Below are 13,457 nucleotides of genomic sequence, written 5' to 3'. Positions count from 1 at the left end.
CGCCAACCCCCGCCGGTTCACCGGGAATTCTCCCCGACCACCGACTGATACGCTCAATCACTCTCCGACGGAAGGGAATTCTCCATGCACCGCGCACTCGTCACCGGCGCCACCGGCACGGTGGGCAATCTGGTCGCCCGGCGGCTGCTCGCAGACGGCATCCAGGTCCGCGCGCTGGTCCGCGCACCCGGCCGGGCGGCCGCGCTGCTGCCCGCCGCGGTGGAGCTGGCGGCCGGCGACGTCACCGACGAGGCGAGCGTCCGGCAGGCCGTCGCGGGCTGCGACACGGTCTTCCACGTGGCCGGCCTGCCGGAGCAGTGGCTGTCCGACCCGGGCGCCTTCGAGCGGGTCAACCTCGGCGGCACCCGCCACCTGGTCGCCGCCTCCCTCGCCGAGGGCGTCCGGTGCTTCGTCCACACCAGCACCATCGACGCCCTGGAGCGCAGCCCCGGCGTCCCGTTCGACGAGAGCCGGCTGGCGAGTGGCCGCCTCGGAACCGCCTACCAGCGCTCCAAGCTCGCCGCGGACGAGCACGTCACCGAGGCGGTGCTCCGCGACGGGCTGCCCGCCCGGATCGTCCACCCGTCCGCGGTGTACGGCCCCGGCACGGTCGGCACCACGCTCAACCAGGTCCTGCTCAAGCTGCTGCGCAACCAGGTCCCCGCGCTGCCGCCCGGCGGCCTGCCCGTCGTCTACGCCCCGGATGTCGCCGAAGGCCACCTGCTCGCGGCCGCCGCGCCGGTCGGCTCCCGCTACATCCTCTCCGACCAGTACCTGACGCTCCGTCGGATCGCCGAGCTCGTCGCCGCCGCGGCCCCCGGCGCCAAGGTCCCGCCCACCATGCCCGCCCCCGTCGCCAAGGCCCTCGCCGCCCTCGGCGAGTCCGCCGCCCGCCTGCTGCGCCGTCCCCCGCTGCTCGCCAGCGGCGAACTCCACTTCCTGCTCTCCCACCCCCTCCCCGACGCCACCCGTGCCCGCACCGAGCTGGGCTGGACCACCACCCCGCCCGCCGAAGCCGTCCCCCGCACCGTCCAGGCCCTCCTCGCCTGAGCCCGCGTCACGCCACCCCGGCCGACCGCCGGGAGCACACGGCCCGGCTCCCCGACCGTCCGCCCGGCCCGCCGCAGGCGCCCGGAGCTACGTCCCCAGCCGGCGAAGCAGCCGCGTGCGCACGTCACGGCATTCCCCCCCACCCCCGGTGAGGGCGCCGAGCGTGGAGGGCCGCACAGCCAACGCCGGGGAACGCGATGGTGCTCCTCGCGCGGTGAACGTGGCCGGACACGGGCCGGTTCGAGCAGATGCGGCCGGATTTCGAACCGGTCCCGGCAACGGCCCGTTGCACGGGGTGTGGGGCCCAACGGTGGGCGTTCACCCCGCACACGGGCATCCGACCGGACGGACATCCAGCATGGCGACTGTGCGACCGACCACCTCCACCCCGCTGCTCCAGCACCTGCGCGACGGCACCCGAGCGGCGCACGCCGCGCAGGAGGAGGAACTCGACTTCCTGGCCCGCCTGACCTCGGAGGAGGCGTACGCGGCGGTACTCGGCGCGTTCCTGGGTTTCCAGGAGCCCCTGGAGGACCTTCTCGCGGCGACCGCCGCCGAACACGGCCTGGCCTGGCGGGTCCCGCCGGGCGCCGCGCGGCTGGTGCAGGACCTGCGCCGGCTCGGCTGGTCGGCGGAGCGGATCGCCGCTCTGCCGCGCTGTACCGAGGTACCCCGCCCGGACGGCCCGGCCGGGCTGTTCGGCATGCTGTACGTGGTCGAGGGATCCGGCCTGGGCGCGCAGTTGATCACCCGTTGGGTGAACGACGCGCTGGGCCTGACCCCCGAGCACGGGGTGGCCTTCTTCGCCGGTGACGGCGACGCCCGCCGCCGGTTCCGCTCGTTCGTGGAGGTCGCCGAGGCCCAGGGCTTCGACGATGCCGGGACTGCCGCCGCCACCGCGGCGGCCAGTGCGCACTTCCACGCCTTCGGCCGCTGGCTGCGCCGGTGCCGCCTCGGCGGGCAGGCCGCGACGGGCCCGGGCTTCCCGGAGCTGCTCGCGGGTTTCGCGGCCGAGACCCGCACCAGGCTTGCTGGCCCTGCCGGGCGTGATGCCCGCCCCGATACCGGCCGAGTTCGACGCCCCGGAACTGTCGAGCCCGGACGGCGCGTACACCGTCCGCCCGACGCCGCTGCGCTCCGAGCACTTCGCCTACGTGGACGTCCAGGAGTTCCTCGGCCAGGTCAGCGGGGTGCGGGTGGTGGCCGTGCCGTGGCCGGAGCGGCCCGCCCCGATCCTCGGCCTCTTCGCGGCGGCCGGTCCGCGCGGCGCCCTGGCGGCGGTGGTCGACCTCTCCCCCGTCTCCGAGGCCGGCCTGCCCGAGCGCTACCGGCGCATCCTGGCCACGCCGGACCGGCCGACCCGCTCGGTGGCCCGTGAACTGCCGCCGTGGTGTTCGGTGTTCTCCTCGTTCTGCCTGGCCGTCACGCCCGCCGACCCGGCGGAGCTGGAGGACTTCTGCGCATTCGCGGCCACCGTGATCGAGGAGTACCTGGCCGCGATCGCCTCCGAGGAACCGCTCGACGACCTGCGCTCGACCGCCGACTCCTCGCCCACTGGGACCGCTACCGGGCCGCCCAGCTGACCGACCCGGGTCGCCGCGCGATCCTCACCAGGGTCCTCGGCCCGCAGGAGGCCGAGCGCTACCTCACCGAGGTGCTCTTCCCCGACCTGTCCGGCGCCGCCGTCCACTGACGCACCGTCCGCTGCCACCGTTCCACCGACACCCCGCTCCCGACGCTCCGACACGCGGGCGGACGCCCGTCGTCCGCCCGCCGGACCGTCACCCGCAGCACCTTCCCGACCTGGCGCACCGTCAGGCCCAACGACCCCGACCTCCCGGCAGGCTGGACCGTCAGGTCTCCCGCTCCGCCCGGCGCGCTCCGACCATCCGATTCCCGATCCCGCAGAGGCAGACCCATGCGCTTCCCGGCAGGAGCCACCCCGCAGTTCACCCGCGTCCACAACCTGCGCCTCGCCGTCGACTGGCTCCGCACCGGCGGCCCCGGCTCGCGCGCCGACTTCGCCCGCTTGACCGGGCTGTCCAAGCCCACGGTCTCCGCGATCTTCGAGGACCTGCTCGACAAGGGCCTGGTCCGCGCGGACGGCGCGACCGTGCGCACCGGGCGGCCCCCCGTCGCGTTCGCGCTCGCCCCGGAGGCCGCCTGGGTTCTGGTCGCCGAGATCGGCCCGGACACGTGCCGGGCCCTGCTGGCCGGCTTCGACGGCGTCCCGCTGGCCGAGGTCGAACGGCCCCGCCGCCGCACCGACGACCCCCGCCAGGAGGCCCGCCGCCTACGCGAGCTGCTGCTGCGCGGCACCGGCGTGACGGTCGCCGATCTGCACGGCGGGGTGCTCGCCGTGCACGGCCGCGACGGCGCCAGCGGCCGGACCGCCGCCACCGGCGCCGGGCAGGGCACCGTCGGCCGGGAGACCGTCGCCGAACCGATCCAGGTCCGGCCGTCCCAGCTCGCCGCGTACGCAGAGCACCGGCACCTGCTGAATGCGGGCCGCGAGGTCGAACACCTGGCGTTCGTGGACGTGGCCGATCCGTCCGGCGTAGGGCTGGTGCTGCACCGCCGACCACACCTGGCCGCCCGTCCGGGCTCGCCGCGACCGGTCCCGGCCACGCCCGCCGAGACGCTCGCCCGGCTGGTGGACGCGCTGGTGCCGCTCGCCCTCGCCACCGGCCTGGAGACCGTGGTCCTCGGCGGAAGCGGCGGGCTCGACCCGACCGGGATGCTTCGCCCGCTGCGGGCCGAACTCGCCCGCCGTCTGCCCGAACCGCCCGCCGTCCTCCGCTCCGCGCTCGGCGACCGCGCCGTCCTCCTCGGCGGCACCCACCTCGCCGTGGACCTCGCCGCCCGCACCCTCCTGCACACCGACTCCGCCCGCACCCGCCCCCTCCGCGAGGCCTCCTGACACCCGCCGGTGGCCTAGCGCTGCTCCGCCAGTGCGGGAACCTTCGAAGCTGGGGAGCGCGCGGGATCAGGCTGGCGGAGACCGTCGCCGTTCCGGAGCTCGGCCGGACCCGGTCAAGGCGTACGCGCGAGTTGGCTTCCGGGCGGGTGAACATCGGGTGACTTGGCGGCCGGGGCGACGAGCCGTGCGGGAGAGTGCGGGGAAGGAAAGCTCGCCTCGTACCCGTCCGCCGGGAGGACTCCGGATGCCCATCGACCACTACGGCGTGCTCGCCGCCCGGGCCGTCGACCGTCGCCGCGAGGGCACGACCGACACCCCGCACTACCAGATCCACCTGGTGGACCAGGCCGGCACGCACTTCCGGGCCGCCGTCAACGTCCAGTCGCAGCAGGCCCCTTCGGAGCTGCTGTACCTGGTGGACGAGGACTTCGCACACCCGGTGACGGCGCAGCTTCCGGCCACCGCCGCCGGCTGGACGGCGCTGCCGTCCCGGCCGGGCACGGCGGCGCTGGACTTCGTGCGCGGCAAGCTGTTCGACCACGCGGCGATGCGCACGCTGCCGCCGGACCGCCCGGGCGCGGACAACGACCTGCCGGACCTGCTGGACCGTCAGGTGCTGCAGGCGATCGAGGACCCGCGGGCGGTGCTGTACGTGTTCGGCCAGCGGTGGCCGACCGAGGCGAGCGTGCCGGACAAGGTGTTCGGCTTCAAGCCGGGCAACGGCGTGCACGACGTGCACATGAACCAGGGCAACAGCACGCAGTTCCGCGGCGACGACGGCGTGTGGCAGGACGGCGCGCTGCTGATCCATCTGCCGGGCGCGTCACGCTGGATCGCGATGTTCCTGGCCTTCCAGTCGCAGTCCTGGCACACCGACGACCACACCGGCCACGCGCTGGACAACCACCTGCCCAAGCCCCGCGGCGGCCACCACCCGCGACCCGCCGACCACCACTGACCGACGGCCGGGCCGCCGCCCCGCTCCGCTGTCAGCCCCGGTCCCGGTCGCGGGCGGGCAGCGCCCACAGGCGTTCGCACAGCGCCAGGTCGGCGGCGGCCCGCTCGGCCCGGGCCCGCTCGCGGCGGCCCACGACCCGGTTCACCGCGCACCAGCCGAGCGCCGATCCGGCCAGCACCCCGGCCACGACCAGCAGGGCCGCCCCCGGCGTCACGGCCGCACCTGCCCCCGGGCGAGTTCCGGCGCTTCCGCCCGGCGACCGCCGTCCCGCCGGTCCGGTGTGACTCTGGGCAACTGGACTCCCGCTCCTCCGCAGCGCGCCTTCCGCGCTCCACCAGGTGCCAGCAAGCCACGAACCCGCGCCCGCCGCGCCCTGACGCACCGTCGGCCATCCGATCGAGTGAACACTTTCCGCGCTCGACTTGTCACGCCCCGCCACCGACCCCCGGGATGCCCGCCCGGAGATCAACTCTGGTACGGACCAGGCGGGTTGAGCATCGCGCGTAGATGTGACGGGTGGGGCGGCGAGCCGAGAAAGGTGCTGCAGATACCTAGCGGTAACAAAGCCGGTTGTGTCACATTTCTCGCCATATCCGGCCCTTGGGCGGATCCGCCCCCGCCGGTTCCTGTTTCCCCCGTCGCGCCTTGCTGTGTCAGGCAGTTGAGGCCGAGCGCAGGAGTACCCTCACATGTCACCGATCAGCCCCACCGCGCCCCGGCGCGCCCGCAGACGGCTCACCGCCGCCGCCCTCACGCTCCCGCTCCTCGTCCCGGGCCTGCTGGCCGTCGGCGCCCCCACCGCGCTGGCCGCCCCGGGCAGCGGCCCCGCCATCGCGGTGTCGCTGGGCGACAGCTACATCTCCGGCGAGGGCGGCCGCTGGGCCGGCAACAGCGACACCTCCTCCGGCAGCCGCAGCGGCACCGACCGGGCGTGGAACGGCAGCGGCTACACCCCGGCCAAGGTGTACGGCACGACCTACCAGAGCGGGTGCGACCGCTCCGACTCCGCCGAGGTGCTCAGCGCCTTCGGCTCCGCCACCGCGGTCAACCTGGCCTGCTCCGGCGCCACCACCGCGAACGTGTTCCGCGCCGGCAGCGGCGGCCAGTCCTTCAAGGGCGAGGCCCCGCAGGCCGACCAGCTCGCCACGCTGGCGTCGCAGCGCCGGGTCGGCCTGATCGCACTGTCGATCGGCGGCAACGACCTCGGCTTCGCCGACGCCATCGCGACCTGCGTCAAGGACTACGAGATCTGGTACTCGTACTGCCACGACGACCAGCAGGCCGCCATCGACGCGAAGATCGACTCGGCGATGGCCGACGTCGGCCGGTCGATCGACGAGATCCGCGCCGTGATGACCGCCGACGGCTACGCGGACGCCGACTACCGGATCGTGCTGCAGTCCTACCCGTCGCCGATCCCGCGCAGCTCCGAGGCCCGCTACGGCGAGAGCGGCTGGGCCCGCACCAGCACGGGCGGCTGCCCGTTCTGGGACGGCGACCTGGACTGGGCCCGCGACGGCCTGGTCCCGCAGCTGGCGCAGCGTCTCGCCCAGGTGGCGGCGGACCGCCGGGTGCAGTTCCTCGACCTGCAGAACTTCCTGCAGGGCCACGAGGTCTGCGCCACCGCGGCCCGGCTGGCCACCGACACCAAGCCGGTGACGGCGGCCACCGGCGAGTGGGCGCGCTTCCTCACCACCGGCGCCACCCAGGGCACCATGCAGGAGTCGTTCCACCCGAACTACTACGGGGAGCTCGGCCTCGGCCGCTGCCTGAACCTGGTCTCCGCCCAGCCGGCCGGCCGGAACTTCGCCTGTCGCAGCACCGCGGGCCAGGACGCCTCGGGCGTCTCGCTCGCTCCGCTGCCCTAGGTTCAGGCAGGCTCGCCGAGCCTTTCCCGACAGGGGACTTTTGTTACTTATCTGCGGCACATTTTCGCGGGAGCCTCGGAATGTAGGGGGAGGAAGTCCCACTCGCCACCGAAAACGAGGTTCTCCGCATGGCCGCCGAGATCACGGCCGACCCGCCGCGCGCCGTCACCGCCCTGCCCGCCCTGGCGCGGGGCGGTGCCGGACGGCCGGTCTCGGTGCTGTTGTCGCTGGCGGCCGTCTACTACGTCATCACCCCGGTGCTGCAGGGTGCGGCCCAGCCCGTCGTGGTGGCCGCCTTCGACCTGCGCCCCGGCCAGGTCGCCGTGATGAAGGTGGCGGGCGCAGCGGCCACGGTGCTGACCATGTTCGGCACGGGCCAGGCGGGCGACCGCTGGGGCCGGCGGCGGGTGCTGCTGTGGTCGCTGGCGGCGCTCGCCGCCGGTCTGGCCGTCCAGACGGCGGCCTTCTCCGGCTGGTCGTACCTGCTCGGCCGGGGGGTGATCACGGTCGCCGCGGCGGCGCTGTTCGTCAGCTGTCTGATGCTGGTGCCGGCGCTCAACGCCCCGGGCCGGATGACCCGGGTGCTGGGCGGCTGGCTGGCCGTGATGTCGGCGGCGTTCTTCGTCTCCGCCAACCTGATCCCGCGCACCCCGTCGCTGTTCTCGCTGCGCGCTGCCGCCGGAATCGGCTGCCTGATCGCCCTGGTCCTGCTGGCCTCGGCCCGCCGCCGGCTGCCGGAGCCGGTCGGCTCCCCGGCCGGGACCTGGGACCGGGTGCTGACCACCGCCCTGGCGGGCGTCGCGGCCACCGCGGTCGCCGCCCTGCAGGTCGCCCCGGTCTGGGGCTGGGCCGACCCGCGGACGGTCGCCCTGTTCGCCGCCGTCCCGCTCGGGCTGACCGTGCTGGGCTGGCGGCTGGTCCGCCGCGGCCTGCCGTTCGCGATGCCCGCCCGGGCGGCCTGGATGGCACTGGCCACCGGTGTCGCCGTCGGCTGCACCCAGCTGGCGCTGATGGCCGCCGTGCCGGTGCTGGCCGTGCAGGCCGGGGCGACCCCCGCGCAGGGCACGCTGCTGCTGTCGATGTTCGGCCTGGGCGGCGCGGCCGGGTCCGTGCTGGTGCGCCACCGCCGGATCGCCCCGGTCGCCGGCTGCTCGCTCGGCCTCCCGCTGGCCGCGCTCGGCCTGGTGCTGCTGCACGTGCTGCCCGCCGGTACGGACGCCTGGCTGGCCGCCGGTTCGCTCGCCACCGCGCTCACCGGCCTCGGTGTGATGATCGCCCAGGTCCCGCAGATGGCCTGGTTCCTCTCCTCGCTGCCGCGGGCCCGGCTCGGCGCCGCGGCCCTGCACCCGGTCGCGGTGCTGCTCGGCGCGGCCGCGGCGCAGGCCCTTCCCTACACCTCGGCGATCAGCCTGGGTGCGGCCCCGGGCGACGCCACCCAGCTGCTCTGGGTCGCCGTCGGCGTGGTGGCCGCCGCCGCGCTGGTCGCGGGCATCCCGGCGGTGGCGGTCGGCGTGGCCGCCGCGGCGGGCGGCGAGTACCTGCTGGTGCGGGTGATCGCCGGCGAGCAGGCGGCGCAGCGTCCGGCGGCGCTGGCCGCGGCGCTGGCGGTCGGCGCGGTGACCGGCCTCGCGGTGTGGACCCGCCGGCAGCAGAGCGAGCGGCTGGCCCGCAGCCGGGCCAGCGAGGCGGCCCTGCAGCAGGCCGTGCTGCACACCATTCCGGAGCGTCTCGGCGGTCTGCGGCTGGCCGGCCACTAGGAGCCGGCGACCGCGGGCACCGGCATCGGCGGCGACTTCTTCGAGGCGGTGCACACCGAGCACGGCACCCGGATCCTGATCGGCGACGTCCGCGGCAAGGGCCTGCAGGCCGTGCAGACCGTCACCGACCTGCTCGGCTGCTTCCGCTCCCAGGCCCACGAGACCGGCGACCTCGGCGAGTGGCCGCCCGGCTGGACCGGCAGACCTCCCGGGTCGCCGCGTCCCGGGGCGACCACGAGCTGTTCGCCACCGCGCTGCTGCTGGAGCACCGGGCCGACCGTCCCGCCGTCGAGGTGGTCAACTGCGGCCACCTCGCCCCGCTCGCCGTCGGCCCGTCCGGCGCCCGCGAGGTGGCCGTCCCGTCGCTGCTCCCGCTCGGCTTCGGCGCGCTCGGCGCGGACGCCCCGACGCCCCGTCAACTCCCGCTGGTCGACGGCGAGTCGCTCCTGCTGTACACCGACGGCCTGACCGAGGCCCGGAACGCCAGCGGCGAGTTCTACCCCGCCGCGGACCGCGTCACCACGCACCCCTGCGAGAGCCCCGCCGAGCTCCTGGCCTTCCTCGACCACGACGTCCGCGACTGGACCCACCACCTCGCCGACGACGTCGCCCTGATCGCACTCACCCGCGCCGAGACCGCCCCGCTGCTCGCCGCGTAGACCCGAGCCGCACCGTCCGACGACCCGTCAGCGCAGCGGGGGCTGCTTCGGGTCGTAGACGTGGTCCGGTGTGATGATCTCGGTGATCGCGCGGGCGAACAGCGAACTCGGCTCCTGGGTCCCGACGAGCTGGTCGGTGTTCAGCATCATCACCAGGGTGGCGTCCTGTTCCGGCAGGTAGACGGTCACCGTCTCGTAGCCCGGCAGCGAACCGTTGTGCCCGATCCAGCCGTCGCTGTCGATCAGGCCGAGGCCGTAGCCCGTCCCGGGGAAGCCGGTCGGCTCGAAGCGCAGGCGCTGCGCCTGGGTCGCGGGGCTGAGCAGTTCGCCGGTGGCCACCACCTTCGCCCAGCGCCGCAGGTCCGGCAGGTCGGAGATCATCGCGCCGGCGGCCCACGCCCAGCTCGGGTTCCAGTCGGTGGCGTCGACGCGCTGCCCGGCGAGGTCCAGCGTGTACCCGTGCGGGTGCGGCTGCGGGAACTCCGGCCCGGACGGCAGGAACGTCCGGTGCAGGTGCGCCGGCCGCACGACCCGGTCGCGGATCACCTCCGCCAGGTCCCGGTGGGTCATCTTCTCCACCACCAGGCCGAGCAGGATCAGGTTGGTGTTGGAGTACTCGAACTGCGCGCCGGGCGCGAAGGTGTTGTCGTGCCGGAAGCCGTACGCCAGCAGCTCCTGGGGCGTCCAGCTCCGCCCGGGGTCGGTGAAGACCGTGCGCAGCAGTTCCTCGTCCGAGGTGTACGGGAACAGCCCGCTGCGCATCCCGGCGAGCTGACGCAGCGTGATGTTCGCCCCGTCGGGCACGCCGTCCACGTACTTCGCGATCGGGTCGTCCAGTCCGACCAGTCCCTGGTCGACGAGTTCCAGCAGTGCGGTGACGGTGAACGTCTTGGTCTCGCTGCCGATCCGCACCATCATGTCGGTCCGCATCGGCTCGCCGGTCGCGAGGTCGGCCACCCCGGTCGCCCGGAGGTAGCTCCCCCGCCCCGGCAGCCACACTCCCACCGCGACGCCGGGCGTCCCCGTCTCGGCCTGCACCCGCGCGATCGCCTCGTCCAGCCGCGCCGCCAGCGCCGGGTCCAGCGGGCAGTCCTCGTCCACCGTCCGCGGCGCCACCACGGACACCGGCGCGGCCTGCGCCTGCACCCCGCCGACCGGGCCGAGCACGGCTGCGGCCACCAGGACGGCGGCCAGCCGCAGAGCCGAGGATCGTCGCATCACAGCACATCACTTCCCACGGAACGGACCGGCACGGAACGGGCCGGCGGCGGATTCGACCACCCGTCAAGCCGACCACGCCCCCGCCCGCCGACCCGGCCGATCCCCACCCGCCCGTCCCGTTTCCACCCGCCTGGCCGCCACCGCCGGGCCGGTGCCGCCTGGTCGCCACCGGGCCGGCCGCCATCGCCTGGTCGCCACCGCCGGGCGGCGTGCCGGCGCGCCGGGTGTCAGCGGCCGGTGGCGCCGAGCAGGAGGGTGGTCAGCTCGTGGACCACCTGGTCGAGGGTGGCTTCGAACTGTCCGGCCGTCCAGTCGTGGAGGAGTCCGTTGACGGCGCCGATGAAGGCGGTGGCGGCGATCCGGAAGTCCCGGGGCGGCACTTCGCCGCGGGCGGCGGCGGCCTCCGCCTCGGCCACGATCAGTTCGACCCAGCGCTTGCGCCGCACCAGCCGCTGGCGTTCCAACTCCTCGCTGACGCCGACGATTTCGACGAAGGCGATGCGCAGCCGGCGGGGGTCCTCGGTGGCGGCGGTGACGTAGGCGCCGAGCACGGCGGCGATCCGCTGGGCGAAGGGCTGCCCGGCGGCGTTGGTCAGGGCGTGCAGGACGGCCTGCTCCTTGTGGTCGTTGACCTGCAGGTGGAGCTGGGCGAGGACCTGTTCCAGGTTGCGGAACTCCTCGTAGAACTGACGGGTCGACAGTCCGGCCGCCTCGCACAGCCCGGCCACCGAGGCGTGCCGGTAACCGGGCCGGTCGCCGAACTGCTGGAGTCCGGCCGCCAGGAAGCGCTCCCGCCGCTCGGCCTGCCGCTCCTGCGCCGACCGGCCGCCGTACGTGCCCGTCGCCTGCCCCATCCGCCCCACCCGCCCCATCGCCTCGCCGCCCGACACGATTCTCGCCCACCGGGGTCTTGTCAGGGCCGCCGCACCCTCCCTACCGTCGAGTAGCGCCAATCTGACAATCCGTCATTTCAGACTTCGTGCGCAGCGCGGCCCCGGCCTGCCCACCGGCCGCCGGCCCGCCCGCGCACCGCGAAGGAGCCCGCGATGTCCCTCCCCCAGCACCGGCGCTCCCGTCGTCTTCGGCCGCTCCTCGGCCTCGCGGCGGCGCTGAGCCTGGCCCTCCCGTCTGCGGCCTCGGCCGCGGCCTCCGCCGCGAGCGGGCCGCAGCAGGCCGCCCCGTCGCTGCGGGAGGTGATGTTCGTGGGCAACAACTGGGACGGCACCGCGGACGTCATCACCTCCCGCGGCGACCTGGCCCGGATCGGCCGGATCAACGTCATCCCCGACAAGGACCAGCGCCTCGCCGAGATCTACCTGAACCCCGTCAAGCTCGGCTACTTCCTCGGCGTACGGCTCGGCCCCGGCGAGGGGCACGACCAGTTCGTCGACGACATGTACTCCACCCCGGACGGCTCGGCGGTGGTGGTCTCCCGGCCGAGCTTCGCCGACGTGGTCTCCATCGACGTCGCCACCGGACGGATCAACTGGCGCTTCCCGGTGGCGGGTTACCGATCCGACCACATGGCGGTCTCGCCGGACGGCACCCGGGTCGCGGTCTCCGCCTCCACCGCCAACACGGTGCACGTGCTGGACATCGCCACCGGTCGGCAGCTCGGCTCGTTCCGGACCGGCGACAAGCCGCACGAGAACCTGTTCACCGACGGCGGCCGGCTGATCTGGAACATGTCGATCGGCGACGTCACCACCGCGCTGGACGCACCGTGGCTCGACTGGACCAAGGGCGACCGCCACATCACCGTCGTCGACGCCGACACCTTCCAGCCGGTCCGCACCATCGACATGCGCCAGCGGCTCGACGCCTTCGGCCGCTCCGACCTGTCCAACGCGGTCCGCCCGGCCGCGTTCACCCCCGACGGCTCGACGCTGTACTTCCAGGTCTCCTTCTTCAACGGCTTCGTGGAGTACGACGTCGCCGGCGACCGGATCACCCGGGTCAAGACCCTGCCGAAGAACCCCGCGACCAGCGAGGACCGCACCACCTGGGTGAACGACTCCCGCCACCACGGCCTGGCGATGAGCCCCGCCGGCGACCGGCTGTGCGTCGCGGGCACGATGGACGACTACGCCACCGTCGTCGACCGCGCCACCCTCCAGGAGGGCCCGCTGGTCCCGGCCGTCAAGCCGTACTGGGCCACGGTGAGCGGCGACGGCCGCTCCTGCATCATCTCCGAGAGCGGCGCCGACCGCGTCACCGCGATCGACTTCGCCACCGGCCTCCCCACTTCCTCCGTCCCCGTCGGCGACCACCCCCAACGCGTCCGCCTCGGCCACGTCCCCACCACCTGGACCGGCCCGGCGTCCTGACCTCCCGGGGCCTGCGCCCGCTCCGTTCCGGCGGACCTCTCCGATCGAGGTGTCCGTCAAATGCGGCGCAGGCGCAGGCCCTGACCGGTACCGTCTGACGGGCAGTCAACCTTGCTTGGGGGCGGCGGTGACGGGCGTGGAGATCGCGGTCGGGTACGTGTTCGCCTGGCTGGTCGGCAAGGCGAAGCGGGTGGCCGGACTGGCCGACGATGAGGTCGACCACGCACTGGACGCCGGTATGCGCCGACTCCACGACCTGGTCAGCCGCAAGCTCGGCGAGGACCCCGCGCTCCGCGACCTGACCGAGGAGGCCGGCTCGGCGCGGGAGCACCCCACCGCGCGCACCCGGCAGCAGGTGGAACTCGCCCTGAGACGTGCCATGGAGCAGGATCCCGCGTTCGCCGAAAGCCTGCAGCACGCCGTCGCCCAGATCCAGGCGATCACCGGGCCGACGGCCGGAGACGGCGGCACCGCGGAGCAGAACATCTTCGCCGGGCCGACCACGGTCCAGACCGGCAGCCACAACACGGGCACCGCGGCCTTCTCCGGGAACACCGCGCAGCAGCACGGCGCCTCCAACATCCAGCACAACTACTTCCCGCCCGCGCCCGCGCCCCGCACACCGTCCCCCTGGCGCAGAGCGGCTCCCATCGCCGGCGCCATCACCCTCGTGCTCCTGACCGGCCTGGCCCTGAAC

General features: G+C 74.6%; 12 protein-coding genes and 1 pseudogene. 10 read left to right on the top strand and 3 right to left on the bottom strand.

Translation table 11 applies throughout. The features are described 5' to 3' along the window. Positions 1–84: 84 nt before the first annotated feature. From AB0K51_RS26085 to AB0K51_RS26065, 5 genes and pseudogenes are all read left to right on the top strand, one after another. Entirely contained in the window at positions 85–1,050 is a 966-nt protein-coding gene (locus AB0K51_RS26085) for an SDR family NAD(P)-dependent oxidoreductase (protein WP_363459556.1), read from the top strand. A 358-nt stretch (positions 1,051–1,408) separates the two neighbouring features. Beyond that, positions 1,409–1,981: pseudogene (locus AB0K51_RS26080) on the top strand (biliverdin-producing heme oxygenase); the annotation flags it as partial. Between the two features lie 97 nt (positions 1,982–2,078). Next, positions 2,079–2,633, top strand: a complete 555-nt coding sequence (locus AB0K51_RS26075) for a hypothetical protein (RefSeq protein WP_363459554.1) — start codon at positions 2,079–2,081, stop codon at positions 2,631–2,633. A 335-nt stretch (positions 2,634–2,968) separates the two neighbouring features. Further along, entirely contained in the window at positions 2,969–3,970 is a 1,002-nt protein-coding gene (locus tag AB0K51_RS26070; protein WP_363459552.1) for a crosslink repair DNA glycosylase YcaQ family protein, read from the top strand. 244 nt (positions 3,971–4,214) lie between these two features. Beyond that, the gene (locus tag AB0K51_RS26065; RefSeq protein ID WP_363459550.1) at positions 4,215–4,928 is read left to right on the top strand and encodes a YukJ family protein; all 714 of its coding nucleotides are present in this window, start codon (positions 4,215–4,217) and stop codon (positions 4,926–4,928) included. A 31-nt stretch (positions 4,929–4,959) separates the two neighbouring features. Here the strand turns inward: AB0K51_RS26065 and AB0K51_RS26060 are convergent, their stop codons facing one another. Next, the gene (locus AB0K51_RS26060) at positions 4,960–5,142 is read right to left on the bottom strand and encodes a hypothetical protein (RefSeq protein ID WP_363459548.1); all 183 of its coding nucleotides are present in this window, start codon (positions 5,140–5,142) and stop codon (positions 4,960–4,962) included. A gap of 475 nt (positions 5,143–5,617) precedes the next feature. On the opposite strand from AB0K51_RS26060, the gene AB0K51_RS26055 reads away from it, so the two are divergent. The 3 genes from AB0K51_RS26055 to AB0K51_RS26045 all read left to right on the top strand — a co-directional run bounded on the left by AB0K51_RS26055 (position 5,618) and on the right by AB0K51_RS26045 (position 9,212). After that, a complete protein-coding gene (locus tag AB0K51_RS26055) occupies positions 5,618–6,796 on the top strand; it encodes a GDSL-type esterase/lipase family protein (protein ID WP_363459546.1) in 1,179 nt (392 codons plus the stop codon). A 128-nt stretch (positions 6,797–6,924) separates the two neighbouring features. Next, positions 6,925–8,553, top strand: coding sequence for an MFS transporter (locus AB0K51_RS26050; protein ID WP_363459544.1), 1,629 nt, complete (start codon positions 6,925–6,927; stop codon positions 8,551–8,553). 137 nt (positions 8,554–8,690) lie between these two features. Continuing rightward, positions 8,691–9,212: a PP2C family protein-serine/threonine phosphatase gene (locus AB0K51_RS26045; protein WP_363459605.1), complete on the top strand. Its 522-nt coding sequence runs from the start codon at positions 8,691–8,693 to the stop codon at positions 9,210–9,212. Positions 9,213–9,239: 27 nt separating this feature from the next. Here the strand turns inward: AB0K51_RS26045 and AB0K51_RS26040 are convergent, their stop codons facing one another. Then, a complete protein-coding gene (locus AB0K51_RS26040) occupies positions 9,240–10,430 on the bottom strand; it encodes a serine hydrolase domain-containing protein (protein WP_363459542.1) in 1,191 nt (396 codons plus the stop codon). Positions 10,431–10,660: 230 nt separating this feature from the next. After that, complete coding sequence (locus AB0K51_RS26035; RefSeq protein ID WP_363459540.1) at positions 10,661–11,287, bottom strand: TetR/AcrR family transcriptional regulator; 627 nt, start codon at positions 11,285–11,287, stop codon at positions 10,661–10,663. A gap of 192 nt (positions 11,288–11,479) precedes the next feature. Here AB0K51_RS26035 and AB0K51_RS26030 point away from each other — a divergent pair, with 192 nt between their 5' ends. Both AB0K51_RS26030 and AB0K51_RS26025 read left to right on the top strand, forming a co-directional pair. After that, on the top strand, positions 11,480–12,760 hold the full coding sequence (locus AB0K51_RS26030; RefSeq protein WP_363459538.1) for a YncE family protein: 1,281 nt from the start codon (positions 11,480–11,482) through the stop codon (positions 12,758–12,760). Between the two features lie 136 nt (positions 12,761–12,896). Continuing rightward, positions 12,897–13,457 (top strand): hypothetical protein (locus tag AB0K51_RS26025; protein WP_363459536.1); only part of this gene is annotated, 561 nt, incomplete at its 3' end.

The organism is Kitasatospora sp. NPDC049285 (assembly GCF_040678815.1).
Lineage (GTDB): Bacteria > Actinomycetota > Actinomycetes > Streptomycetales > Streptomycetaceae > Kitasatospora.
This window is presented reverse-complemented; position numbering and strand designations above follow the sequence as displayed.